We start from the raw sequence: 24,873 nt of genomic DNA on the forward strand, positions 1-24,873 counted from the left end.
TGCAGCGCTTGACTCAATACTCGTGAAGTATAGGGATATATGAATTACCAACAAAGCTAAAAAATCGCCCATAAAGCGGTTGCGAGGAAACGTTTACAATATAGGCGTCTTCAACCATGCAACTAAATCCATGCTGCTCAAGTCCACCACACGTCATATCCATATCTTTGCGGCAGACATTGAGAACAATGAGCTTGTACCGAGTGAGAATCAACTGACGTTAGACGTTGATCCCGACAACGAGTTTAATTGGCCTGATGAGGCTCTGCAGCAGATTTATAAAGAATTTGATCGATTAGTTGAAGCCGCCACCGGGGAAGCACTTACCGATTACAACTTACGTCGCATCGGCTCTGATCTTGAGCATTTTGTGAGAACGTTGCTGCAATCAGGTCAAATTAGCTACAACCTGAGAAGTCGGGTACTCAACTATAGTATGGGCTTACCCCGCGTGGTATCTGAGAGTGATTAAGTGTCCAAACCCTGAATGTCAGGTCATTAATCCAGAGGGCAACGAGCATTGCACCTCCTGTCAAACTTTTTTGCCCCACCGTTACCTATGGGCCGTGGGACAGGGGAAGTTGGCTCTTGACCATCTGGATAAACGCTATGCCTGGCAGCATCAGCAGATTGTGCTAGATACTGAGCCTGGAATTCCTCCGGTATCACCGGAACCTGTTCCAGCTCATATTTGGCCATATTTGATACTGGCCTCCCACGGACTACATGTGCCCCAACCCTATGCCCTGCTCAACAAAGGCACAGGGCGTGAGATGTTGCTTTTAGATGCAGCCGCCATTGCTGCTGAACCGGGTGATAACCAGCCTAAACTGCTGCCTACCCTCATGGAGGAATGGCCGATGGCTTCACCCCTGAGGCAGCTGAACTGGCTGTGGCAAATAGCAGGTTTATGGTCAGACTTTACCGAGCAACAAGTCGCTAGCAGTCTGCTATCTAAGACGCTTTTACGGGTTCATGGTTCGTTGGTGCGGCTGCTGGAGCTGACCAATGATTTGCAGGCGGTCACACTTAGTGATTTAGGAAAATTTTGGCAATCACTGGTCCCTGAGGCGCAACCCTCGATTCGAGAGTTTTTCGAAAGTCTGTGTGACCAACTTACGACTGGCAAGATTAAGACACCAGAGGTCTTGGGAGCTTGTCTGGACCAGGCAATTGCGGTGACAACTAAAGGCTATCAGGCGGACTATAGTCTGTCAGTACTGACCGATCAAGGGCCTAGTCGCAAGCGTAATGAAGATGCTTGCTATCCAGCCAGTGGGACGAACCAAACCCATGCTGCTGGACCTAATAGTAAGCGCCGCAGTCAGCAACCCCTGCTGCTACTGGTCTGTGACGGAATTGGTGGGCACGAAGGTGGAGATGTGGCCAGCCAGCTTGCGATCGCAACGATTCAACAACAACTGGCCCCGCTGTTAGATGAACTGGCCCATCAGCCCCAGCATGACCCCATAGCAGTCAACCTGGCCATTGAACAAGCCATTGGTGTCGCTAATGACAATATCTCTGAGCATAATGACCGGGGGCAACGTCAGGCTCGCGATCGCATGGGCACCACCTTGGTCATGGCGCTGATTGTTGGTGCCCAAATTTACATTGCCCATGTGGGCGATAGCCGCGCCTACCGCATCAGTGCTAACAACTGCCGCCAGATTACCTTTGATGATGATGTAGCAGCTCGCGAAGTCCGCCTGGGATATGGATTCTATGCCGATGTGGTGAATCGCCCAGCCACAGGAGCGTTGATTCAGGCTTTAGGCATGGGACATTCCACTGCACTCCATGTAGCCATAAAGCGCTTAATCCTTGACGATGACATCGTTTTGCTCCTGTGCTCCGATGGATTAAGTGACTATGATCGGGTTGAACAATCTTGGCAAACCCATCTATTACCAGTACTAACAGGCCAATCAAAGCCTGCCACAGCCGCTACTAACCTGGTCAAGCTTGCCAATTCCTATAACGGTCATGACAACGTCACCGTTGGGGTAGTTGCAGGTCGCGCCCAAGCCTTAAAACCACCTAGGGTACCGATACCGTCCCCCAATCAACTAGCCTTTTCTGTCCCAACCCAGTCTCAACGAACGGTAGCCTCCTCCCAGGCAACGGTAATTGCTAGAGAGGCCCCCCCTGCGGTCCAACCCATCAAGAAAAAGTCGAGTCTATGGCCAGTTTTACTCGGGCTAGTGGCCATTCTTGGTACAGCAACCACGTTGACCATGGTGTTTTTTAGGGAGCTTTCCATTAGCTCAGAAACTGGAGTTCCCGAAACTGAAACTATTCAGGAGGAAACTGGTCAAGAAACACAGACGGTAGGTATTTCTGACGATGAGCTGACCAATCCACTTTTAACGCCAGGAAGCTATTTACAATTGAGTCAACCCGTTGAACTGGTGGCGGCTCCCCAAACCCCCGAGGACGATAATAGTGATCAACTGGGACAACTTACGGATGGTGCCATTGTCCAAGTTTTAACCCGACAGGAGCCAGCGGCTGATCAATCCCGCTGGGTCAAGCTAAAAGTTTGTGCTGTTCCTGCGGTTGGTCAGTCTACTGACCAACCGCCAACCAGCACCGAAGAAACTGGACCACGTACCAGTGAATTAGATCCAGCTAATTCCAATTCAGTTGTCACAACCCCTGGAACCATTCCACTAACTTCCGGAGAAGAAGGCTGGGTGCTAGAAGCAGAGTTGGCGCAAATTGCTCGCACTGCTGAGGTACTCAACTGCCCTCCCGAATAGGTGTGTATTGTATTTTTACTGTGGCAGGACGTTTATGACCGCTTCTATGTCATCTTCTTCAGAGTCACTTTGTCTATGGCTTGCATTGGATCGGCTCACGGCAGCTGATCCAGAACATTACGCTATTTGGGTGCTCAAGTCTCCATTTCCCAGTGGCCATGTGCATCATGACCGGATTTGGAACCATACCTTATCCCAAGCCTGGCAAACCTGGCAGTCAATGTTTTCGTTACGCGGTTTGCCCCAGGTTCCCCATATACCCTCCGCCTATGTACCCCAATTATTGCTAGACGAGAACAATGATTTGTCCAAGTCTAGTCAGACCAATAGCTACAGCAGTCGGTTAATGCAGCACCTGGGGCTTAATCTTTGGCAGTGGCTGTTTGATGGCCCCGTCCAAAGTAGCCTGGACCACAGCTGCGGTATTGCTCAAGGTCAGAGCACGGTCATGCGCTTGCGGTTAGAAATACGAGATCCAGAACTGATCAGCGTGCCCTGGGAAATTATGCAGTCCCAACCCGGACGTCCGGCAGTGGCGCTTAACCAGCAGATCTTGTTTAGTCGCACCACCAGTGACGTTGATCCCTTAGCTGATTGGGGCTTGGACAATGGGCTGAAAATATTATTGGTTGTCGGTCATGACGATGGGGGGGCGTCAGACGATCGGGCTGCAGCCACCTTGAGTCTTGAGAAAGAAGCCGATCTGCTCAAAAACATTCTGGAAAGCAGAGCCGACTCCAGACCCGGTCGCCGGGTGGTGCGTCAGGTAGATGTGCTGCTACAGCCTTCGCCAGCAGAGCTTGTACAACATTTAGAGCGCTATCGTTACAATGTCTTTTTCTACGCTGGCCATGGCATCCCTGCGCCCGATGGTGGCCTCTTGTTTCTCCAGCCCAATGCCACCCTCAACGGTACAGAGCTAGCCCAGGTGCTCACCCGCTGTCGTGTGAAGCTAGCTGTATTCAATACCTGCTGGGGTGCCCAGCCCGAATGCAGCGGCCAGCAGGCCATTCCCCGCAGCAGCCTGGCAGAGGTCTTGTTGCACCATGGTGTCCCCGCTGTATTGGCGATGCGGGATTCCATTGCGGATGAGGAAGCTCTGAGCTTTATTCAGAAATTTGCCCAAGCATTAGCCGAGCGGAAACCTGTGGATGAAGCGGTTGCGATCGCACGTCAGCACTTGCTAACACTCTACAAATTCAATCAACCCGCATGGACCTTGCCCGTGCTCTACATGCACCCCGACTTTGATGGGGAGCTACTCACCCCCATGCCCACAGACATTACCCGTCTCCCAGGCGATTCCGGCATTGGTGGCCGTGCTGCTGCCCACACCATCAGCATTCGTGAAGTTGGTGGCGATGGCAAAGTATGGCCAATTTATCGAGGTTTAATGCGCGTGGGACGTCTGCCCGACAATGATCTGGTCATAGGAGAGCCCTGGGTATCTAGCAAGCACGCTGAAATTTTCTATCGTCGTGCCACTGCTGCGGAAGAAGCCTCAGAACCCACCTACTTTTTGCGGGACTTCTCACGTTATGGCACCTACTATCTCAGTGACGAAGGATGGCAGCAAATCCATCGCCAAGAAATTCCCCTATCATCAGGCACACAATTGCGTTTTGGTAGCTCAGATGGCTGTTTGCTAGAATTTTTAATCGAGCCCACTGGAGAGACCTAGAACTCCCATAATTTGGTCAATCTCAGAGCTGCTTTTAGACAAAATTTCGATGTTTGGGTATACGAACTTACGTCTTTTAGCGTAAGTTTGCCGTAAGTTCAATAATTAGATGCGGAACACTTGGAATCAAGCCTGTATCCTCTTCCTGTCACAGCTCAATGAACTTATGGGAGGGTAAAACTACCATGGTCAACCACAAAAATTCTTCTTCGAAGCAACATCTATCCGCAGAAAATCTAGCTCAGCAGGAAATGCTGCAGTCAATTTTGGCACTTCAAGAACCTTATCCATGGACCCCTGCAGAATCATCGAATTATTTTGCAGAGGCTACTGCTGCTGGTGATGAGCTAGCACTGTCAGATGAGGAAGCCAAGATTGGTTGGCAAGCATTCTCAGCTCAACTAGATGCATTTTGGGGTGGAACATCTATCCAAGCAGCTTTAGCCCAGCGTTTTGCTAGTCGTCTATCTAAAGACGTGATTAATCAAATCACGGCCAAAGCCACTCAAGTGGTCAATACCGGTCGCCCTCTAGCAGAGCAGCTAATTACCTGTGTTCGCGACACTCTCACTGGATGGGATGATGCCGATCTGCAAGTTATGGCCCGTCCTTTAGCTCACGCCATGCGTGGTCAAGAGGAAATATTGGATGCCACCATTAACTCAGTGCGTGACATCGAATGGGAATCCCTATCATCGATGGAACAAGCCCGTATTAGCCTAGCAGCAGCTAGATGGGCCATTGACTATGTCACTACTGAACAAAAATAAATAACTGACCCTAGCACGATCTATAGAAACATCTAAGGGGTGACGTATAGTCATCAAGCTTCCCTTTTGTTCAGAAGTGTTCGCTTACCCTTGGTACGCCTATGCAGCTGATGGGCATGCTTGATTCTCCCTATGTCAGGCGGGTGGCAATGTCCCCAGCCTGCTATTTACCCACGCAGTCGGATATTACTGTCGCTGTGGCCTGGTGGTTTACCCAGCTATACATAGCTGACGTCAATCAACCCCGCAAATTACCCAAAGCTTGCAGCCTTCTCTGCCAACGCTGAAAAGTTACCAGAGTTTGCCTCCACACCGGTAGAGTAAAGTTTTGAATTTTGAGTTAGCTCCCAGGCTACTCTGAGAGGAGTGGCACTCGGTTAACCAACTCAAAACTCAGCACTTAACACTCAAAACTGGCAACAGATGGGGCAAAGCTTTCCTAAGGTAAAAATCATTGCGGTCGGCAAAATTAAAAAGGGCTGGCTCAAAGACGGTATTGGTCTATATATTCAGCGGCTACCCGAAATTGAGTTCCTGGAAATCAAAGATACTGACCCAGATACTGAAGCAACCAAGGTACTCGGTGTACTGAAGACCTATGACAAACTGATCGTGCTCTCAGAGGACGGAAAGCATTACGATTCAGTTGCCTTTAGCCAGTGGTTAGGTCAAGAAGCTTCTGGTGCATTGGTATTCTTTATTGGTGGTCCTACTGGAGTTAGCTACCATCTCAAGCACAAGGCTTATCAGGTACTGAGCTTATCGGCGATGACATTCCCCCATGAAGTCGCAAGATTATTGTTGTTAGAACAGCTGTATCGCGGTAAGACTATCCTGCAAGGCGGCAGCTATCACAAGTAATGCATCACTACCTGAAGTGCAGCACTTCATCCGATAATTGTCGTGCCGGTCTCTGTTAAGTACCGGTAAAGACTACGTGTTTTGTCAGAACATTTCCTCGAATTGACTATCTAGCGTCACGTCTGTGACTCAATCTATAGTATTGTAAAGCTTTGTGAATCGGCTTTAAGGCTTGATGCGGGTGCTTTTCCAGTCCGTAATATATCAGGTTGCAAAGCTTGATTTTAGATGTCAAACGTAGGTAATAAGTGCAATTAACTACCCGCCCAACTGGGTCTTCAACCCAATCTACGAGCGAGCTTCCATTTACCCTTAAAGATCTAAAGGATGCGATTCCGGACTACTGTTTTGAACCGTCTACTAGTCGCTCCCTAGCTTACTTTTTTCTAGATATTGGTATTATTGCTGGCCTGTATGGCATAGCTTACGCCCTCAACTCCTGGTTGTTTTTCCCTCTCTTTTGGTTAATGCAAGGCACTATGTTCTGGGCCTTGTTTGTTGTGGGTCATGATTGTGGCCATGGCTCTTTTTCAAAGCACAAGTGGCTAAATAATCTCATTGGTCACCTTAGCCATACCCCCATATTGGTGCCATTCCATGGCTGGCGAATTAGTCACCGTACTCACCACGCCAACACTGGCAACATCGACACAGACGAAAGCTGGTATCCAGTTTCTGAAGATGAATATAACGAAATGGATGCGATTGGCAAAGCGATCCGTTTCAATCTGTTTCTTTTAGCCTATCCTTTTTATCTATTCAAGCGTTCACCTGGTCGTAAAGGATCTCACTTTATGCCCGGCAGCGATCTATTTCGCCCCTCCGAAAAGTGGGATGTGATTACAAGCACAACGCTATGGACCCTGTTTATCGGCTTCCTGGGTGCGATTGGCTTACAGTTTGGCCTAGTCTTTCTGTTTAAGTTCTACGTCATGCCCTATTTAGTCTTCGTGATGTGGCTAGATTTGGTCACATTTCTACACCACACAGAACCTGATATCCCCTGGTATCGCAATGATAGCTGGTACTTTCTCAAGGGTGCACTGTCTACCATTGACCGCGATTATGGGTTTATCAACAACATTCACCATAACATTGGCACCCATGTGGCTCATCATATCTTTTTGAATATGCCTCACTACCACTTAAAAGATGCAACTGAGGCAATCAAGCCAATCTTAGGAGATTATTACCGAGAAGGTAAAGACTCTATCTGGACTAGCTTCTGGCGCTCTGCTCGTGAGTGTATTTTTGTGCCCAACGAGGGTCAAAAAGTATACTATCAGCCTCGCCGATAGTCTGAGATTACAGTGAGACTTTAAAAAAGAGCGTGCAACAATTGTTGCACGCTCTTTTTTTACACTCTTTCTTTAAAGCTTGAATTAACTACCCGCTAACTTCGCTTTTACTAACGCCTGCACTTTGGCACCATCGGCCTTGCCTTTCATTTCTTTCATGGCAGGCCCCATCACTTTCCCCATATCGCGAGGACCACTAGCTCCAGTTTTGGCAATCAGCTCATCGATAACTGCTGCAATTTCATCATCAGACATTTGCTCAGGTAAGTACTCTTGCAAAATAGCTAGTTCTTGAGCTTCTTTCTCAGCCAGGTCGTCGCGACCTGCACTCTTGTATTGTTCAATCGAGTCCTTACGCTGTTTAGCTAGCTGAGTGACAACTTCAATTTCTTGTTCAGGAGTCAGCGCATCCTGACCCTTGGGACGTACTTCTGTTTCTTTTTCTAGAATGACTTTCTTAATACCACGAACGGTTTCTAGGCGAATCTTATCGCGGGCTTTCATGGCAGCTTTAATTTCGTCGCTGATGCGGTCTTTAAGGGACATGATTAAAAAGACGTTGCAAGCAACGTCTGTACACAAAAAAATGAGCTATTGATGAAACTGAGCCATTGCCTTTGTAGAAGACAATGGCTTAAATCCTTCTCGTTAGAAAGGGATTTCGGAAGAAAACACTAAATTTAGTACTGAGGTACTGAAGGATCAACCTCACGACTCCAGGCCAGAATGCCGCCCGTCACGTTGGTCCCTTCAATGCCTGCATCTTTGAGAATAGAGAGTGCTTTGGCAGAACGACCACCCATCTTGCAATGGGCGATGAGTTTATGGCCGTTCACTAATCCTCGAACTTTCTCAACCCCAGCACCGCTCTCAATTTCGGAGAGCGGTATTAGCACTGAGCCGGGAATCTGGGCGATTTTGTATTCGTTTGGATCACGAACATCAAGTAAGACATAATCACTGCTGTCGCTGTCAAGCAACTGCTTGAGGTCAGTCACACTCATTTCGTCGATAGCTGCCTTCTGTTGAGCTTCAGCTGCCTTAGCATCGGGGATACCGCAAAATTGCTCATAATCAATCAATTTTTCAATCACAGGTCGCACTGGATTGGGGCGTAGCTTTAACTCACGGAACGACATATCCAGAGAGTTATATAGCAATAAACGACCGCTGAGGGTATTGCCCGCACCTAAAATGATCTTAATGGTTTCTGTGGCTTGAATAGAGCCGACAATACCGCAGAGAATACCTAGAACCCCTCCCTCTGCACAGGAGGGGACCAGGCCCGGCGGTGGGGGCTCGGGATAGAGATCGCGATAGTTGGGACCATCTTCATAATTGAAGACCGTCGCCTGGCCTTCAAACCGGAAAATAGAGCCATAGACGTTGGGCTTGTTGAGTAACACACAAGCGTCATTCACTAGGTAGCGGGTGGGGAAGTTATCGGTGCCGTCTACAATGATGTCATAGGGTTCAAAAATCTTGAGGGCATTGTCAGCACTTAGACGAGTATTGTGTAGGTCGACTTGACAATGGGGATTGATTTCAAGAATTCGATGCTTGGCCGATTCGATTTTAGGTTTATCGACCCAAGAGGTGCCGTGAATAATTTGGCGTTGCAGGTTGGAGTAGTCAACCACGTCGAAGTCGACAAGGCCGATACGACCAACGCCAGCCGCTGCCAGATACAGAATTAAGGGAGAGCCAAGACCGCCCGTACCGATACACAGTACACTGGCAGCTTTTAGTCGCTTCTGACCGTCAACGCCTACTTCGGGCAGGATTAGATGCCGTGAGTAGCGCTCATAGTCTTCTTTAGTTAGTTGGATGTCATCCAGATTTGGATTCAGCATGGTTCCTTGAGAACGAAAAGAGATGTAATGGTCTGTTGCAACGCTACGGGTGAGCGTTTTTCAAGTTTCAGGACGACAAGCGCGGCATTCGATCCTTTGCCGCAGAGGCTGGCACAATTTTGAATGGTTCAGGCTGAAATTGATGATTGTTATCTAGCTGCCAGTTGCGGATATCCACAGCGATACCATTACGGACAGACACAATGATGTAGGCATAAGCAGGCCAAGCTAGATCGCGATCGCACTGCGACGGCACCGCGTCAGCATCAGTATGCGAATGATATACCCCAATAATGCTCAGGCCTTCTTCCCTAGCCTGGCGCTGGGTTTCAAATAAATCTTTGGGATCAATCCAGTAGCGTCGCGTTTTTGTCATCGCCGCCGAGTCACCCTGGCCTCGTTCAGCCAGAGCCACAGCAACATCAGCAGACCACGCATTATCCAATAGAACTACATTCGCTAATGTCTTTTGGTCGGTTGCAGCGTCAAACGTCCCCACTAGCAAACCGCACCCCTCATGGGGATAGGCTTGCTCCGCATGGGTTTGCATGCGTTCAATATGCTCTTGTGTAAGGATCAGAGCCACAACCAGATGAAAGTGTCAGATTTTTTATTGTAGAGCAGATTCTGTGACCCTTAATTAATATCCTTAACGATCTAAGACTCAAGTAATGGCTTCACGACCTTATCCATTTCCACTGAGCGTGATGCTTTGAACAGTAACCGATCGCCTGGCTGAATAAATTGCTGTAGGCGCTGTGTTAAATCAGTATGGCTCGTAAATTGCTGATGGGGTATGGCTCCAGCCCCCGTTGCCATTGCCGCAGCTTCAGCAGGGTCCGCCAAGATAAATAGATGATCGATACCTAACGTTTGGACCACTTCGCCGATGGCCTGGTGCAGCTCTACAGACTTGTGCCCCAACTCTTTCATGGTGCCAAGAACGGCAATATGGCGCTTTCCTGGCTGATCTTTTAGTAACCTTAGGGCCGCTTTCATGGACTCAACACCAGCATTGTAGGTTTCATCCAGCAGCACAATGTCATGGGCCAGCTCATATCGTTTAGCCCGACCTGCGGGCATATTGACATCCAGGCCTTTGGTTAAACCAGACCAGTCAAGGTTTAGGGCCTGAAGAGTTGCGATCGCACTTAAATAATTCAGCGCATTGTGCTCACCTGCTAAGGGCAATGGCAGCACCTGACCATCTACCACAACCGTTTGCCCCTGAAACTGACCATGGACATCGCCACCAGTTAAGCCATAGGTAATGGTTTTACCCGACCAAACCCGAGCCGCCGTCTCCATCAATCGGAGGTTATCTTGATTGAGCACAGCAATGCCATCGGGCCGCATATTGGCCAGTAGCTCGCATTTAGCATTTGCAATTGCTTGTTCGGAGCCTAGCCGCCCAATATGGGCCGTACCCACATTCGTGATCACAGCCACATTGGGCTGAGCTATCTGCGTCAGCACGGCAATTTCCCCGGGGCCTCGCATCCCCATTTCCACAACGGCATAGTCATGCTCGGGGGTGATCTCCAAGAGTGTCTTGGGTACACCGATTTCATTATTAAAATTGGCACGGGTCTTATGGACGCCCCCATGTAGGTCCAGGGCTGCTGAGATCAGTTCTTTTGTCGTCGTTTTACCCACAGAGCCAGTAATGGCTACCACGGGTAACCCTAATCGCTGACGCCACCAGCGGCCTATGCGTTGGTAAGCCACCAGGGTATCTTTTACTTCTATACGGGGCACCTCAGCCGTAATCACACCTTGGCGAGTGATGGTTGCGATCGCACCAGATGCCAGTGCCTGCTCGACAAACCTATGACCGTCAAACCGCTCACCTTCTAACGCCAAAAACAAGTCATCGACCTGGATGGTGCGAGTATCTGTACTGATATGTCCCACCATCTGGTCTAGCTGAGTAGGCCTCAGAGTGTGTCCGACCAATTCGTCATCAAGGGCATCTAAAAGCTGGGAAACGGCAGCAAAGCTAGACATAACAGTATTGTGAGAAATTTAAGCAGACTCTGTTTCATCAGCACTGTTTCATCAGCATTAGCTATGCTAACCACATATAGGCTTGATGAAGAAAGTTCTGTGAATTTACAGAAGCTTCAGCAGAGACGGTGCAGTCGCATCCTATCTGAAAATCCCTGTGGGTTAAACTAGTAAGACGTTAGTCTATTGTGGGGAAGAACACGAATCTAAACTTAGGGGGATGTTAGTCTCAGTTTGCGCCGCTGTAGACCCGTAGATCAAACCTACCAATGTGCCTCCGTTGAAACGCTTGTGATTTAAGTTAAACCTTCGACCATTTCAGCTTTAAGTCTAGTTATGCTGCTAGATTGCCCCCTCTTCAGCATCTCTCAAGGTCTTTTGTAAGTTTTTATGCTGTCTTAGGTCATCAGGAGCAGTTAGACTTAAAAATAAGTTTGTCTGTAGTTTCGATCGCCGCAAGTTTTCCCTGTAGAAGTTTGTCTTTACATAAGGTGTATTTGCTGAGGTTTCACTGGTGAATGTCCAATCAGGCTACTCGCAATCTGATTATGGTGCGCGATTAGTTAGTCCACAGGAACAGGTGCTTTACGATCATTGGCTTGGCTGTGTAGATTCCGAGCGACCTGATGTACTAATTAATCGCTTCAACACGTTATTTATCGACGGTACTGGATATGGTGATTACCAGGTAGTCACCAGTCTCGATAAGATTCTGCTGGACTCCCATGCGGATATGTATTTCCACCATATTCTGAATCGTTGCTGTCATATTCTGATCAATCGATGGCAGAAAAACCGAGATCATCAGCCAGCCATTGCGGAACTCGTCAGTCTCTTTGAATATGCTCCCAGCCATGCCGTCCGTGAGGTGTCGAGGGCACGCTCCGTGCGTCGTTTGAGAGAAATTGTGTCTCAGTTTAGAAAAACTGAGCAATACCTCATGCTCAAGCGCTTGGTCCAGGTCATGGAACGAGACAGTGACCCTAGCTTGCGCGCTCGTCAACCCCTAGGCACTCTAATTGGTCGCTACCCATATTTATATGAGCATTGTTTGCTAAGTGAAGAAAGCCCCAAGGAGCAGCAAACCCACGTACGACGGATGCAGCACCAGGCTCAAAAGAAAGTAGAGTTGGATCTGTCTCAGTACGTAAACTACCGTGTACGCCGCTCACGACTGAAGCGAGAGGGGCTCTTAGAAAAACAAGGCCAATGGTTACGACCATCGAATAATCCCACATTACTTAGCGATCGCGAGCTAGTTGACTCCCTACAGCAGTTCTCTGGCAGGGATGCCCATGGGCGTACCTATAATGACTTAGCCCTAAAGTTTCGTAGCCAATGTTGCGAGACAGCATCCTTCAAGTCGTTTAAGGATGATTTTTACGAATATTTGGTATCAGGTGTCGACCCTGCCTATGGGCGTCAGCACTTCAATAATGCCCTGTACCAGAATCTAAAAGATATCTATCCTGAAAATGATAATCAACGGCTTAATGACTTTTTGCTAGTGCGGACATGCTCTAACTTGTTCAACTTTTTAGTCGTTGACCCTGCTGGTTCCCACTCTCACTTTGTTTTCATTGATCTGATCAATAATCTGGGTGCAACCCTGACAACAGGCCTATTACTCAGAATTTTGCTGTTGTGCCGTAAGGTTAAGCCTTACCTAGAGCGTCGGTTGTCCACATTGTTTAATCACTACGAGTTAGCCAAGCAGGATTCTGTCGGCTGGCTAGTGAAAATTCTGGAGACCTTGAATTTAGCGCTGAGCTTAACATTTGGCCATCTGGATATATCCCATACATTTGCGTAGGTATTACGTTGAAAAATAACTGCATTCGCTGGGTATCATGCGCAGTACATGCAGTTATTTTGTTGCACAAATATAAACAATTGGCGCTGAATACGTTAATGTGCATTATTCGTCTCAAGCAACCAAGAGCCGCTGCAAGTCTTCCAGTGCAAGGGTTTTGTGCATATTTTTTATATAATGCGTCAGAATATTTTCTATAAAATCGAAATTTTCCTTTTCAGTTTGCTGTATACTCTGCTAACTTTCTAGGCATCTTGCCTAAGAACAATTGGCTATTGTTGGTCCGTCCGTAGCCCCCCACTGTCAAATCGTACATGTCAAGTTATGAGCCAATCTAGACAGTCCAATGCCGCAGCAGCTGCCCCTGCAGGCACGTCCCAAGAAGCTGACACTTTGGTCGATGCTTATGCTGAAGATTTGATGGATGAAATCTTTGAGGATGTCGACCGCATTTTGGCGGGTGAAGAATCCGCTATTTATGCAGATCCTGGTATTCAAGCCTCTCAGGGAACACAGTCCTTGCTGAGCGATCAATCGGTTACAGTCCCGGCGATGATTGTGCCCATTACTGCTACCCAAGCAGTAGAGCAGAGTGCTAAGGCTTCTACCACAGACACTAAAACTAGCTCAGCTAAGTCTGACAAACCAAAAATATGGTCTAGCAAGCGATTCAGCAAGAAACGCCTGGGCAATTTTATGCTGGGTGCATTGTGTTTATCAGGTTTAACTGCCGCTGGTATCTGGTGGATGCGACAGCAACCTAATGTGCAAACAGCAGATTCCTCAACCGCCCCAGCTGCCCTCCCAACGGCATCAGAAGAGGCTGTCTTACCTGCCATATCCCAGGAAACTGCTTTTGGTGAATACCTCAAGCGGTCGCTAGGGGTGATCCGGGGTGAGCGCAGTGCTCAAACTGAAACCCAGTCCCCTGGTGCCATTGCTACAGTACCTGGCAACCCATCTGGCAATCAGGCGGCAGCAGGAAAACCTTCCAACAATGTGATTGAACGTGTCTTTGTTCCCCTGTTACAGCCTGGTTCAGGGAACAATCAAGGTTCACCTTCCAATGTTGTGACATCACCGTCTTTACCTGCTCCCAACGGTGCAAGCACCGAGTCGCCCAACACAACAGCGACTATTCCGAACATTTCTACTGCCAATACTTACGAGCTCGTCGGTGTGCTGGAATTGGGAGAGCGCTCGGCAGCTTTGTTTGAAGTCAATGGCACATCACAGCGAGTCTATATTGGTGAAACCATTGGCAGCAGTGGTTGGAGCATTGTATCAATTAGTAATGAAGAGGTCGTTGTCAGACGTAATGGTGAGGTGCGCTCCATCTACATTGGTCAACAATTTTAAGTACACTGGGCTTGATGGTTGATTGCATGGTGTCGGCATAGCAAATATATGAGCATATTTGATGATTTCAGCCGCTTTTTGGAGACCCGCTTAGATGAGTTCCTCAAAGCCCACCCTCATTTAGAGATGATGGCTCTTGAGGAACAACTACGGGGTCAAGAAGAAGATGCGATCGCTACATTAGCCACCCTCAAACGTCGTGAAGCCGAGTTGGAAACAGCTGTTCTAGATACCGCTAAGGATATTAAGCGTTGGCATGAACGTATTGCTAAGGCAGAGTCTGCCCAGCGCTTTGATTTGGTAAAGCCCGCCAAAGAACGGGAGGCAACCTTGCTGCGCCAGGGGAATCATTTGTGGGGCCAGATGAAGAGCATCAAGTCACGGCTGGCAGAAACTCAAACCCTACAACAGCAAATCCATGCTAAGCGCCAGGAATTGAAAGCCAAAATTGCCACGGCCCAAGCTGCTGCTCAGACACCGCCCAGGGATTCTAGTACTACTGGTTGGCATCGCAGTCCATTCCAATCCAAGCCGCTGGATCCGTTAGAAGAGAGCTTTCAGCGTTGGGAAACTGAGGCGGAACTGGAAGAATTAAAACGCCAAATGGGTAAGTAGGCAGGGATTAAGCTTTCTACAGAGATCGTAGTGCCTGCACCGTTTCGATAACCGCTTGACCCACCTGCTGAATCTCTTGTTCAGTGGTAAAGCGGCCTAAGCCAAAACGTAGGGATGCGTAGGCTAGCGGATCGCTGCGCCCCAGGGCCTTAAGCACATGGGATGGGGCCGTGCTCGCTGAACTACAGGCCGAACCTGAGGAAAGGGCGACAACTGACTGTAGCCCCAGCAATAGGCTTTGGCCGTCTACACCGCCAAAGCTCATGTTGAGATTGCCTGGGAGTCGCTGGGTGGGATGGCCGTTGAGATAACTGTCTGGCAATGGGTTGAGGTGGGTTAGGAGTTGCGATCGCAACCCCCTTAACCGCTCACGTTCTACAGCCATCTCTGCCGTAGCCAGCTCAAGCGCTTTGGCAAACCCCACAATCTGTGGTGGATAGAGTGTACCCGAACGCATTCCACGCTCATGACCACCGCCGTGGAGTTGAGCCGCCAGATTTACCCGAGGATGACGTCGTCGCACATAGAGAGCCCCAATCCCTTTTGGCCCATAGACTTTATGGGCCGTCATCGACATCAGATGGATATTCATCGCCTGAACATCCAAAGGTACTTTACCAATCGCCTGGGCCGCATCTGTATGGAACAAAATCTCTCGCTCTTGGCATAGAGCCCCAATCTCTTTCAGCGGTTGCAGCACTCCAATTTCATTATTAGCCGCCATGACCGAGACCAAAATAGTCTCTGGACGAATTGCCTTTTCTAATAAGGGTAGAGACAATAAACCATCAGGCTCTACGGGCAAATAGGTCACTTCAAAACCCAGGGATTCTAAATAACGGCAAGGGTCTAAGACTGCGCTATGTTCTGTTTGCACCGTGATGATATGTTTGCCATGGCTAAAATAAGCTTCCGCAACACCTTTGATGGCTAAGTTGTTAGCCTCAGTAGCACCACTGGTGAAAACAATCTCTTCTGGTTGTGCATTGATGCTATGTGAGATAGTTTCACGACTTTTTTTAATAGCAGCTTCAACCGGCCAACCATAGTGATGGATGCTGCTAGGATTACCAAAATATTCTGTAAAAAATGGCAGCATTACCTCAACAACCCGTTGATCAGCGGGTGTTGTAGCATGGCAATCAAGATAAATCGGAGAGCCTGGCATAGGATTATCCCACGGTTTGTTGAATAGGAATAAATCGGTTGAAAATTCCTAGTATTCTCACCCGCACCGCTGGAATTTCTGTCGTGTATAGGCTAAAGACCCAAAAGTTTTGGCGCTGAGTGTTGTCTTCTATAAATTCCGTAAGATCCTCTTCTCCGATGAGGGTTCCATTTTCAATGGCCGTCTCACAAATATTACCAAGGGCTTTACCCAAATCCCCTAACCAGTCATCAAGTTCGTCTGCCTGGCAAAATGCCGCGCGGGCTTCAGTTTGTAGGGTTTCCGCTGCAAATGTATTGTACTGCTCTTGACCTGGGTTAGTCGCGATCAGCACGGCTGCCAATGCGCCTAACCCTACTATTCCTAGAAACGCTTTGACTTTCATTGATCTTTAGTAGAGTCCTGGTAATTATGGTCGTCCTACCGTTCTAACATAAGCAGGTCAATGAACATGGGTTAGATTATTTACACTACACATCATCCCAAAGTTTCAATAGCTTCATGCACGGTCGGTGAAGAAGATGGCCCATGACTTACTCATGCAACCTGTGATTGAGACTCAAACCAAATAGCCGTATAAATTTGGACTGTAGTGCAGCTATATTCGTGGGCAATGTCTTCAATCGAGTCGCCTGCATTGTAGAGTTCGTCAATTATTTTTGTGGGCACACCACCAGTTCCAGCTACGATCAGAAACCTGTTGTTTACTTTTAATTTTCAACGCTGTGTCAACAACATGCATCCAAACAACAATTTTTCTGGAGAGTTGCTTGAAGTGTTATGGAATATCAACGCTGTACTGATTCAGTGTTTAACATTCATCTCTTAGACAGCGTTAGCTCGAAACTAACAGACACCTGATAACTGAATATTTAGATTTTCAAAGCGGGTGGGGGGAATCGAACCCCCATCATTAGCTTGGAAGGCTAAGGTTTTACCACTAAACTACACCCGCAAGTTCAAGCATGTGCTTGACCAGCGTGACAGCAAGCATGTGCTTGACCAGCTTTACTTTGAGCATTCGCTCAACCAGCTTTGCTAGGTTAACACAGTTTGCCATAAGAAAGCTGGTTGAAAATCAAGGTTTTTATCCTGGGGAGAATCGTAATGTGAGCTGCATTCGATCGGTAATGATGGCTTGCTGGCCAGTGTATGCAGGCGCAAATCGGATCGCAGCAGGATTCACGCTGAGGGCATGGGTGAGTAAGCAGCTGGCAATTTGTGCTGACATCGTGTCCTCATCAGGCGGGGCAAAAACCTGGATAACAGAGCCATCGGCTGCGATCACCAATCCCAACGTGACCTCGCCAGCCGGTAAGGCATTATTACACGTGTGATCAGTCACGCTCAATGCAGAGGCACTCTGCAACGTAGGCAAAACATCTGGCCAATCACCTGGGGTGCCAGGCGGCACAGTTGAGGTGCTTACAATGCTGATGGCAATTGCGCCATCACCTATTGCGGACTCAGGGTTTTGGGGCTTTTCGGTGTCGTGGGTCTGGTGATCTGAAGCTGGTGGATTCTCTGTAGTAGTTCCGTCAGAGCTTTCAGTGCCGTTGTTTGGCTTGGTGGTGGGGTTCTCAGAAGGATCGGTATTTACAGCCTCTGGTTCAGGCTTTTGAGCTAGACCGTTTTGTGGCGGAGCCTGCTGTGCTAATCCCTGATTCTGGTTAGTTGGCTCAACCGCTGGGTCTTGGCCACCAAGGGCATTGGGCTGTTGTAAGGGGGCTTCAGCTGGAGGAATGTCTGGTGGTGGACTGTCAACGGCAGCAACTGGCATATCCCCTTCACCCACCAGGGTCACCGGAATGGTTACAGAATTATCAGGGGGCGCATCCACCTGTAAAATGACCGGTAGGCTCGCGACTAAAGCGCCAACATGTAATATCAACGATGCACTGATGAATGCTGGCCAGGGCAACTGGGTTAACTGTGTGAAATTGGTTTCAGCCATAGATGCTCCCCACGCAAGTAGGTTATGCCTCTTAAATTAGAGGATGTGCGATCGCATTCCCCTATCACTGGCACACTTTCCTAAGTGGAAATTGCCTGAATGTCTATCATAAAAGCGTCTACCGATGGTCGATAGACGCTGTAGGAATTTGAATTTTGCATGGGAGTGCTACGCAGCCAACGGCGGCGCAACCATTTCCTTTGAGGGAAACCCATGGTCCATGGGCGGCAACCCAGAGGCAAGTAAAGCTCGCAGTTTCGGAATTTCAGCACTGTTATAGACTCGAAACTCACTGTGCACAGTGGCAGCGGCCTGACGTACTGCTTGATTAATCACAAGGGAACCCTTGGGGTCCGACTCGGACCGATGGAATGTGCCCGGTGGAATCCGCAAAATATAGGCATTTTGCTCAAGGCGTACCCGATGGAACGGATAGTCCCAGCTAAAGTTAACCAGATAGAATGTCCGTCCCCCAGACAGTGCCAACAGATTATCTTCTTGGCGCGGGTGTAAATAAAATTGCCAATCACCGGTTTTAGTGCTGTGGGGGCTAATGGCAGGGCCATCGTGAAACACTAAATCACGGGCATTCGACTTGGGGACTGTAATGTCAAAAAATTGAACGCTAGGAGTATCTCGAAACTTTTCGAACGGATATAGTTCAAACATAGAAATTAAACTTTGCTGCTTAAGCGTGATGATGCATTTAAGCTAACGGCCTCCATTTGAAGGATCAAATCGCCCAGCGGAAAGTATCTATGCGCTAACCGAATAGATTCTATTGATGAACATTTCCCAACTTCAAGTGCTCGTGACCATTGGCAAATGTGGCAGTTTTTCGGATGCGGCCATGCAGTTGGATATGTCTCAGTCGGCGGTTAGTCGTGCGATCGCATCCCTCGAAAATGAACTCAATGTCCCCTTGCTTGTGCGCGGGCGCATGGGGGCCAAGCTCACCACCATTGGCGCACGTGTAGTCAGCCATGCAAAACAGATTTTAGAATTGCGTGAATCGATCGAATACGAAGTCAATCTCGAAAAGGCTCTCTACAATAGCCGTCTACGTATCGCCTCTTTTCGGAGCGCCTCCACCCACATTCTGCCACCTAAAATTGCCGAGTTTCAACGGCACTATCCACGGGTAGAAGTGAGTCTGGATGAATTTGACCCAGCCGGTGTAGAACAAGCACTACGGTCTGGCGGTGCAGACTTGGGGTTGCTGCCTTTACCCCGCTCCGAAGACTTTACAACCTGGGAAATTACTCGGGATGAGTATGTAGTACTCCTTCCCAAAGCCCAACATCCTACAGCCAAGCCCATTACTTGGGATGAACTGTCCACCCGCTCTTTTATTTTGCTTAACTATGCCGAATGCACCACCGCAGTCAGAGAACATTGGTCACGCTGGCAACAGCCCTTGAAAGTGGCCTATAACGTTAAGGAAGATTCCACCATTGTGAGTATGGTGGCCCAAGGCCTGGGAGCCGCTATCTTACCGCGTTTAGCCGCCATGCCCATTCCTGATACGGTCGACAGTTGTCCCCTGCCTGTCCCCCTAGAACGGGTGATTGGCGTCGCTATCTTGGCTAACGTGCCACCCTCACCGGCTGTCACCAGGTTTTTAGAAGTTATGAAGAACAGCTAAGGAACACTCTGAGGAGGCCACGCCATGGGCGTGACCTTAACAACGTCAGTGAGATTAAATCGAAGCTAGAACAGCCATAGCCTGACAATGTCATCAAATCTAGACAAATTAGGCCTAACAATTCTTAATTCACAGGGAATCAGATAAAACTGTTGTGTATTATACGGTTATCAAGATTAAATTGTTGCTTCTGATACCGCAGTAAGGATTTTTGGCATTATGGCTCAGCTTACCGTTAACGAAGTGCTCTCCAAGATTAGCCATCAGCAATCGTTACGTCGAGCTGAGCTGAGCAAGATAGATCTGGGAGGAGCCGCACTGGACCGAGGGAATTTTGCCCATGCGTATCTACGGCAAGCAAATTTGACCGGTGCGTCCTGTGAAGGTACTGACTTTTCAAAAGCCACCCTAGTTCTGGCGGTACTTTCAGACGCTCGCTTTGATAAAGCCCGATTGGATGCGGCTGAATTGACCCGTGCTCGTTTAGAGCGGGGGATTTTCCGTGAACTACAGGCACCTAAAGCCAAGTTTCATGGCGCGCATCTCACTGAAGCTGACCTATCATTTGCCACGTTGACCCAGGCCGATTTATCCAATGCCATTGGTCATCGCACCCGCTTCAGTTGGGCAAATCTAGTCAAGGCGCAGCTAATTGATTCTGACTTTAGCGAAGCGGTCTTTGAAGGCGCTAATCTGACTCGCAGCAACTGGCATCGTGCAACAGTGCGAGGCGCTAATTTTCAACAAGCTGACCTGGAGGCAGCTCGGTTGCGCGCAGCTAACTTGAATGGCGCTAATTTAACTAAAGCGAACTTGCTCAATGCCATTCTGGAGCAAACACAGCTAGACGGTGCTGTATTGATGGCAGCCCAAGCTGACTGGGCAATACTGAATGGAGCCAGTTTAATTGAAACTGACTGGACTGATGCCTCTATGATGGGTGCTCAGCTAGAGGGGGCAAATCTTGCAGGCGCTAACTTGGCAGGGGTGAACTTGCAGCAAGCAAATCTTGAAAATGCCAACTTGACAGCTGTTGATTTTACCGATGCTCAAGTCGCAGGCGCTATTTTTACTGATGTACAGGGATTGACTGAGGCTCAGATTGTCTGGCTCAAGCAGAGCGGGGCACTAAATTTGCCTGGTTAAAAATGCTACATCACCTAATGTAGAGTGCTACAACATAGGTGCTTACGCAGTGGGGAGAGTTGAGTTGTTTCACCTCTTCAAGGTTATGGATATCCTCGCTTTCTGGCAGCAATATCACCAAACTGAACGCAGCTTTGTTGGTATTCGTTTGTACCAAGCTAATTTCTATCAGGCCAATCTAAGTGGCTTAGATTTTAGCCGCAGTGATTTATCTAAAGCTAGTTTTATTTGGGCTGATATCAGCGGGGGCATATTGGTAGCTGCCAACTTGCAAAACACGGTCGGCATCTGGCTACAGGGATTATGGGCTGACTTAACTGAGGCTGATGTTTGTCACGCTGATTGGAGCTGTGCCAACCTAACGGCAGCAAAGCTAGACCGGGCGGATTTTGTCCTAGCTAAGCTGACTGGTGCAACCTTGTGTGAGGTATCTGCTCAAGATTCTAACTTTTCAAACGCTCAGCTCTGGGGAACTTTGGCCACAAAAGCTGATTTTAGTGGCGCTTGTTTACATCAAACCAATTGGGCAACAGCTCGACTGATAGGGACCCAATTGGTGACAGCCGACCTTAGCTGGAGCAATCTTTCACAAGTTTTGGCCACAGAGGCCAATCTGACATCTGCAAATCTAGAAGGTAGCGATTTAAGTGACGCAGATTTCACAGGGGCATGCTTTAGAAAAGCTGACTTAACAGCTACTAATTGCCAGGGAATCTGTCTACAACGGGCCAACCTACAGCATGCTGATTTACGGGGAGCTGACTTAACAAACGCCAATTTATCAGGAGCTGATTTAACTGGAGCCAATCTCAAAGGTGCAAACTTGACCAACATCCTACAGACCGATGCCATAGGAATTACCAGTCATAGTAAAGTTCCTACAGAATGGCCACCTGATGCGCGTTGCCATAGTGCCCAACTCTTCAAAAATCGGGCTTTTCAATAAGGCAGAAAAAGGTTAGAGCAGCTGTACAAGCGAGGGTAGCTGCTGCCGATGCGTCACACCCTAGCGCCTGCATTGGAAAGTAAAGGCAAATGGCCAGCACGCCCGACAGGCCAGTGGGGGTAGTCAAAAACTCGAATACCTCTTGGGCTGCTTCTAGAAATTCTAATAGTTTGAGAAATCGATCTAATAATGTCATAGCTATATCATTCCCTATCCAAGCAACTGGTCAAAAACATTCGCGAGGATGGGTTTTGGCACTTTGCCAACCCATGTTTTGACCTCATCATGTTGGGCATTGAGCAGCGTGAACTGAGGGACACCAGATGCACCATAGTCTGAAACTTGATTCGCCCATTGAGGATCATCAATGTCTAGCATAACAAAGCTAATGGTATCGCCATATTGCTGATGTAGATCAGCAATCGCAGGGGACATGCTCTGACAGGTCGTGCACCAGTTAGCGTAAAACTCGATGAATGTAGGGTTTGGAGATGCGATCGCAACTTCATAGGGCGTCGCCTCAGCTGCCATCGTTTTTAAGGTCATCAATCCTGAAAGGGGCGTGAAACTGGTCGTCGTTGCCGCCGGACGCGTAATCAATAGGGTCACCAAAATCGCTACCAAAATCGCAATCATGGCACCCACTAATTTGATTGACGAGCCAGTTGCACCGTCCTTCGTCGTAAAAACCATCAACTCACTGTCCCCTTAGCGATAGTAGTAAGCCAGGAACACATGCACCCCCAGCATCAACATAAAAACACTGACTAGAAAAATATGGGTAGGCAGCCAAACAGCCCGCATATTGCGGATCAATGGCCCCTTCGTCATCACTAAATCTTTATTCCCTGGTACACCAAAGAATTTACGTGGTGACTCAAGTATTCCTGTTTCTGCCACTACTCCTACAAGAGCAGAGAGGGTAACTGCAAAAAACACCCACAAAAATAAATAATTGAAATTAAGGCCAGTAGCCCCGATGGTATGGACAACTACAATCGCTAATAGACCCACGCCCAGGAAAATGTGCACACTGCGCCACAACATCACAGAACCAGGCAGTTTAATCTTACCGAGCCAGCTCCGACCTCGCTTACGTAGCGATAGCAACATTTCAAAGACAACAAATGCTAGAGCAACATAGCCTGTCACCTGCTTGTAGATTTCTCCACGGATAAACTGATGAAGCTCAACCGAACGATCCCGTAGCGCATCCAAATAAATCGGACTGATCGCAAAGGGCAACAATAACAAAGCACTCGCCAGTGTCAATAAAATTAGCGTGGAAAATTTAGGCTTCATTACCCCAAGGCAACAAACAGCAACAGTAAATAAACAACATTAGGGATAGAACTATTCGTGCAACCAACACAACTACCCCTAATGTTAGAAGAGCCTCTTAAAGACGCCCGCTAAAGCTGTGTCAAACAACCGTTATGCCAAAGGGCAAACTAAGAAGCAGGCATGCTTTCAACAGGAATGTTAATAACAACACCACCCATCACTTCACCCATCTCAAACTGCTTGTCGGGATAGCGTTCAAGGTGAATGGGGTGGGTGTTGTGGCAAGTCACACAAGCTTCAGCAACGGCTTTATCGGGGTACATTGCCGAGAAATATGCTTGACCACCCACTTCTTGATAATCTTTATAGGCCTCACCACTGGCTTCCATTTCCTCTAGAGCAATTTTTTCAAAGTCACTCTTAGGTCCATGGTTGTCGTTGATATACCAAGTAGAAATCAAGTTATAGGTAAAGTAACCAGATTCATTGGCAATCTCAGAACCCAGGCGGAACATCTGTGCAGGCAGAGGGATACCATCAGTTTGCTGCCAGCCTTCAGTAGATTCAATGTCAAGTACACCCTTGTCCTTAGACTTACCCTCAAGGGTTTTTACACGGTTTACTACGTGCTTGGTGTAAGCAGTACGATCCGCTGCTAGCACAGTGTGAATGTAATCAGCAACAAGATCAGGGGCAATACTAGGACCTGTCGCAGTTGCTACGGTGGAAGAAGCACCACCACTACAAGCAACAGCAGTAAAGCAAACTGCAGCGGCTAAGCCCAGTAACCCAATTGTCCTAGCGCGAATGCTCTGAAACCAATTTATCAACATATTAGTCATCTCCTGGTACATCCGGATATTTCAATCTTGTTCACGACAGAGGATTCTGAACAACAACCATGCGCTATTCAGAGGCATTGCCCGATCTCCTTGCCTCAGCAGCCTTCATCATGTCAAAGGTCTCCATTTCAAGGGTTGGAGGTCGGTCAAAATTGGCTTCGACCAGTTCAGGGTCGAAAATACTGTTATAGCTATACTCAAGGCCGTGACAATTCATGCACACATCCCCCACCATGCGATCCTGTGGTTTGAGATTGTATGTATTGTTGTGATTCACCTTGACCGTAGTACTATCATCTTGGCCATGGGGCACACGGGGTAAATGACAAGTAGAACAACTCACAGCACCAGGTCCAGGGCGAGGAAGCTGCTGACTCGCTGAAAACAACTCAGCATGCCTGGAATTTTGATAATTCAGGGAGTGATTGTCGTTATGACAGGTTAAGCATGCATCAACTGACGCTTCCACCGTGTTAGCAGAATGCACATCATGACAAGCATTACAGGTCATTTGCTTGTCCATTGCATCATGCTTCATAGGTAGTCTGGCCATCGCCGGGGTTAAAGGCAAATCACCTTCTAGCAGACGGACACCATGCTTACTTAGTAAGAATGTATCTACCGCTTGCTCGTGGCAAGATTGACAGGTCTCGTGATTAGGAGCTGCCAGAAACTCTTTAGTCTCACTATGCTGATGACAGCTGGCGCAATTCACATCGTTAAGAGCATGGGCGCTGCTTTGCCACAGACTATTAATATCACTTAGCTCCTGCTCTGTCGTCGCTCCAGCTATCTGACTAGGAGCAAAACTCACTAGCAGTATCAATCCAAAAAGCACGAGAGAACGCAGCAGCCTAGATATCTGACAC

General features: G+C 48.2%; 27 protein-coding genes and 1 tRNA gene. 13 read left to right on the forward strand and 15 right to left on the reverse strand.

Features of this window, described 5'->3' with window-relative positions; genetic code table 11:
• Nucleotides 1–130 precede the first annotated feature (130 nt).
• The 7 genes from SPB21_RS27235 (at nucleotide 131) to SPB21_RS27265 (ending at nucleotide 7,372) form a co-directional block, all read left to right on the forward strand.
• Complete coding sequence (locus tag SPB21_RS27235; protein WP_163663657.1) at nucleotides 131–472, forward strand: NAD(P)H-quinone oxidoreductase subunit M; 342 nt, start codon at nucleotides 131–133, stop codon at nucleotides 470–472.
• Nucleotides 465–2,762 carry a PP2C family protein-serine/threonine phosphatase gene (locus tag SPB21_RS27240; protein ID WP_499868204.1) on the forward strand — a complete coding sequence of 766 codons (2,298 nt, stop codon included), beginning with the start codon at nucleotides 465–467 and terminating at the stop codon, nucleotides 2,760–2,762. Before SPB21_RS27235 ends, SPB21_RS27240 begins: the two co-directional genes overlap by 8 nt.
• Nucleotides 2,763–2,796: 34 nt before the next feature.
• The gene (locus SPB21_RS27245; protein ID WP_499868205.1) at nucleotides 2,797–4,443 is read left to right on the forward strand and encodes a CHAT domain-containing protein; all 1,647 of its coding nucleotides are present in this window, start codon (nucleotides 2,797–2,799) and stop codon (nucleotides 4,441–4,443) included.
• Between the two features lie 158 nt (nucleotides 4,444–4,601).
• Nucleotides 4,602–5,213 carry a hypothetical protein gene (locus tag SPB21_RS27250; protein ID WP_499868207.1) on the forward strand — a complete coding sequence of 204 codons (612 nt, stop codon included), beginning with the start codon at nucleotides 4,602–4,604 and terminating at the stop codon, nucleotides 5,211–5,213.
• Between the two features lie 116 nt (nucleotides 5,214–5,329).
• A complete protein-coding gene (locus SPB21_RS27255; protein ID WP_163698806.1) occupies nucleotides 5,330–5,500 on the forward strand; it encodes a hypothetical protein in 171 nt (56 codons plus the stop codon).
• A 136-nt stretch (nucleotides 5,501–5,636) separates the two neighbouring features.
• Entirely contained in the window at nucleotides 5,637–6,074 is a 438-nt protein-coding gene (locus SPB21_RS27260) for a 23S rRNA (pseudouridine(1915)-N(3))-methyltransferase RlmH (protein ID WP_163698805.1), read from the forward strand.
• A gap of 248 nt (nucleotides 6,075–6,322) precedes the next feature.
• Nucleotides 6,323–7,372, forward strand: coding sequence for a fatty acid desaturase (locus SPB21_RS27265; protein ID WP_163663646.1), 1,050 nt, complete (start codon nucleotides 6,323–6,325; stop codon nucleotides 7,370–7,372).
• A gap of 84 nt (nucleotides 7,373–7,456) precedes the next feature.
• Here the strand turns inward: SPB21_RS27265 and SPB21_RS27270 are convergent, their stop codons facing one another.
• The 4 genes from SPB21_RS27270 to SPB21_RS27285 form a co-directional block, all read right to left on the reverse strand.
• Nucleotides 7,457–7,918 (reverse strand): GatB/YqeY domain-containing protein, encoded by a 462-nt coding sequence (locus SPB21_RS27270; RefSeq protein ID WP_163698803.1) that lies wholly within the window; start codon nucleotides 7,916–7,918, stop codon nucleotides 7,457–7,459.
• Nucleotides 7,919–8,052: 134 nt separating this feature from the next.
• Nucleotides 8,053–9,225, reverse strand: a complete 1,173-nt coding sequence (gene moeB, locus SPB21_RS27275) for a molybdopterin-synthase adenylyltransferase MoeB (protein ID WP_163663642.1) — start codon at nucleotides 9,223–9,225, stop codon at nucleotides 8,053–8,055.
• 67 nt (nucleotides 9,226–9,292) lie between these two features.
• Nucleotides 9,293–9,811 carry a M67 family metallopeptidase gene (locus tag SPB21_RS27280; RefSeq protein WP_348917926.1) on the reverse strand — a complete coding sequence of 173 codons (519 nt, stop codon included), beginning with the start codon at nucleotides 9,809–9,811 and terminating at the stop codon, nucleotides 9,293–9,295.
• Between the two features lie 71 nt (nucleotides 9,812–9,882).
• Complete coding sequence (locus tag SPB21_RS27285; protein ID WP_163698801.1) at nucleotides 9,883–11,232, reverse strand: UDP-N-acetylmuramoyl-tripeptide--D-alanyl-D-alanine ligase; 1,350 nt, start codon at nucleotides 11,230–11,232, stop codon at nucleotides 9,883–9,885.
• 514 nt (nucleotides 11,233–11,746) lie between these two features.
• On the opposite strand from SPB21_RS27285, the gene SPB21_RS27290 reads away from it, so the two are divergent.
• From SPB21_RS27290 to SPB21_RS27300, 3 genes are all read left to right on the forward strand, one after another.
• Nucleotides 11,747–13,045 (forward strand): Sll1247 family protein, encoded by a 1,299-nt coding sequence (locus SPB21_RS27290; protein WP_163663638.1) that lies wholly within the window; start codon nucleotides 11,747–11,749, stop codon nucleotides 13,043–13,045.
• Nucleotides 13,046–13,369: 324 nt separating this feature from the next.
• The gene (locus SPB21_RS27295; protein ID WP_163698799.1) at nucleotides 13,370–14,404 is read left to right on the forward strand and encodes a hypothetical protein; all 1,035 of its coding nucleotides are present in this window, start codon (nucleotides 13,370–13,372) and stop codon (nucleotides 14,402–14,404) included.
• Nucleotides 14,405–14,452: 48 nt separating this feature from the next.
• Nucleotides 14,453–15,019 (forward strand): TIGR04376 family protein, encoded by a 567-nt coding sequence (locus SPB21_RS27300; RefSeq protein WP_499868210.1) that lies wholly within the window; start codon nucleotides 14,453–14,455, stop codon nucleotides 15,017–15,019.
• Nucleotides 15,020–15,035: 16 nt separating this feature from the next.
• Here the strand turns inward: SPB21_RS27300 and SPB21_RS27305 are convergent, their stop codons facing one another.
• The 6 genes from SPB21_RS27305 to SPB21_RS27330 form a co-directional block, all read right to left on the reverse strand.
• Nucleotides 15,036–16,187 (reverse strand): cysteine desulfurase family protein, encoded by a 1,152-nt coding sequence (locus tag SPB21_RS27305; protein WP_499868212.1) that lies wholly within the window; start codon nucleotides 16,185–16,187, stop codon nucleotides 15,036–15,038.
• Nucleotides 16,188–16,191: 4 nt separating this feature from the next.
• Complete coding sequence (locus SPB21_RS27310) at nucleotides 16,192–16,572, reverse strand: DUF4359 domain-containing protein (protein ID WP_163663631.1); 381 nt, start codon at nucleotides 16,570–16,572, stop codon at nucleotides 16,192–16,194.
• 152 nt (nucleotides 16,573–16,724) lie between these two features.
• Nucleotides 16,725–16,856 (reverse strand): hypothetical protein, encoded by a 132-nt coding sequence (locus SPB21_RS27315; protein WP_348917925.1) that lies wholly within the window; start codon nucleotides 16,854–16,856, stop codon nucleotides 16,725–16,727.
• A 215-nt stretch (nucleotides 16,857–17,071) separates the two neighbouring features.
• A tRNA-Gly gene (locus SPB21_RS27320) sits at nucleotides 17,072–17,142 on the reverse strand.
• 132 nt (nucleotides 17,143–17,274) lie between these two features.
• Nucleotides 17,275–18,141, reverse strand: a complete 867-nt coding sequence (locus SPB21_RS27325) for a hypothetical protein (protein ID WP_499868214.1) — start codon at nucleotides 18,139–18,141, stop codon at nucleotides 17,275–17,277.
• Between the two features lie 168 nt (nucleotides 18,142–18,309).
• The gene (locus tag SPB21_RS27330) at nucleotides 18,310–18,810 is read right to left on the reverse strand and encodes a redox protein (RefSeq protein ID WP_163698791.1); all 501 of its coding nucleotides are present in this window, start codon (nucleotides 18,808–18,810) and stop codon (nucleotides 18,310–18,312) included.
• Between the two features lie 115 nt (nucleotides 18,811–18,925).
• Here SPB21_RS27330 and SPB21_RS27335 point away from each other — a divergent pair, with 115 nt between their 5' ends.
• The 3 genes from SPB21_RS27335 to SPB21_RS27345 all read left to right on the forward strand — a co-directional run bounded on the left by SPB21_RS27335 (nucleotide 18,926) and on the right by SPB21_RS27345 (nucleotide 21,878).
• A complete protein-coding gene (locus tag SPB21_RS27335) occupies nucleotides 18,926–19,786 on the forward strand; it encodes a LysR family transcriptional regulator (protein ID WP_006517655.1) in 861 nt (286 codons plus the stop codon).
• A gap of 219 nt (nucleotides 19,787–20,005) precedes the next feature.
• Entirely contained in the window at nucleotides 20,006–20,932 is a 927-nt protein-coding gene (locus SPB21_RS27340) for a pentapeptide repeat-containing protein (protein ID WP_499868216.1), read from the forward strand.
• An 85-nt stretch (nucleotides 20,933–21,017) separates the two neighbouring features.
• A complete protein-coding gene (locus tag SPB21_RS27345) occupies nucleotides 21,018–21,878 on the forward strand; it encodes a pentapeptide repeat-containing protein (RefSeq protein WP_499868218.1) in 861 nt (286 codons plus the stop codon).
• On the opposite strand, the gene SPB21_RS27350 is transcribed toward SPB21_RS27345, so the two are convergent.
• The 5 genes from SPB21_RS27350 to SPB21_RS27370 form a co-directional block, all read right to left on the reverse strand.
• The gene (locus tag SPB21_RS27350) at nucleotides 21,856–22,074 is read right to left on the reverse strand and encodes a hypothetical protein (protein WP_163663621.1); all 219 of its coding nucleotides are present in this window, start codon (nucleotides 22,072–22,074) and stop codon (nucleotides 21,856–21,858) included. The two genes, SPB21_RS27345 and SPB21_RS27350, sit on opposite strands and share 23 nt — an antisense overlap.
• A gap of 14 nt (nucleotides 22,075–22,088) precedes the next feature.
• Nucleotides 22,089–22,571: a thioredoxin domain-containing protein gene (locus SPB21_RS27355; RefSeq protein WP_499868220.1), complete on the reverse strand. Its 483-nt coding sequence runs from the start codon at nucleotides 22,569–22,571 to the stop codon at nucleotides 22,089–22,091.
• 15 nt (nucleotides 22,572–22,586) lie between these two features.
• A complete protein-coding gene (locus SPB21_RS27360; protein WP_499868221.1) occupies nucleotides 22,587–23,180 on the reverse strand; it encodes a hypothetical protein in 594 nt (197 codons plus the stop codon).
• 149 nt (nucleotides 23,181–23,329) lie between these two features.
• A complete protein-coding gene (locus SPB21_RS27365; RefSeq protein WP_499868222.1) occupies nucleotides 23,330–23,995 on the reverse strand; it encodes a Tll0287-like domain-containing protein in 666 nt (221 codons plus the stop codon).
• Nucleotides 23,996–24,068: 73 nt separating this feature from the next.
• Nucleotides 24,069–24,818 carry a cytochrome c3 family protein gene (locus tag SPB21_RS27370; RefSeq protein ID WP_499868224.1) on the reverse strand — a complete coding sequence of 250 codons (750 nt, stop codon included), beginning with the start codon at nucleotides 24,816–24,818 and terminating at the stop codon, nucleotides 24,069–24,071.
• Nucleotides 24,819–24,873: the final 55 nt, after the last annotated feature.

This window comes from Leptothoe sp. ISB3NOV94-8A, from assembly GCF_043421595.1.
GTDB classification, from domain to species: domain Bacteria; phylum Cyanobacteriota; class Cyanobacteriia; order Phormidesmidales; family Phormidesmidaceae; genus Leptothoe; species Leptothoe turfae.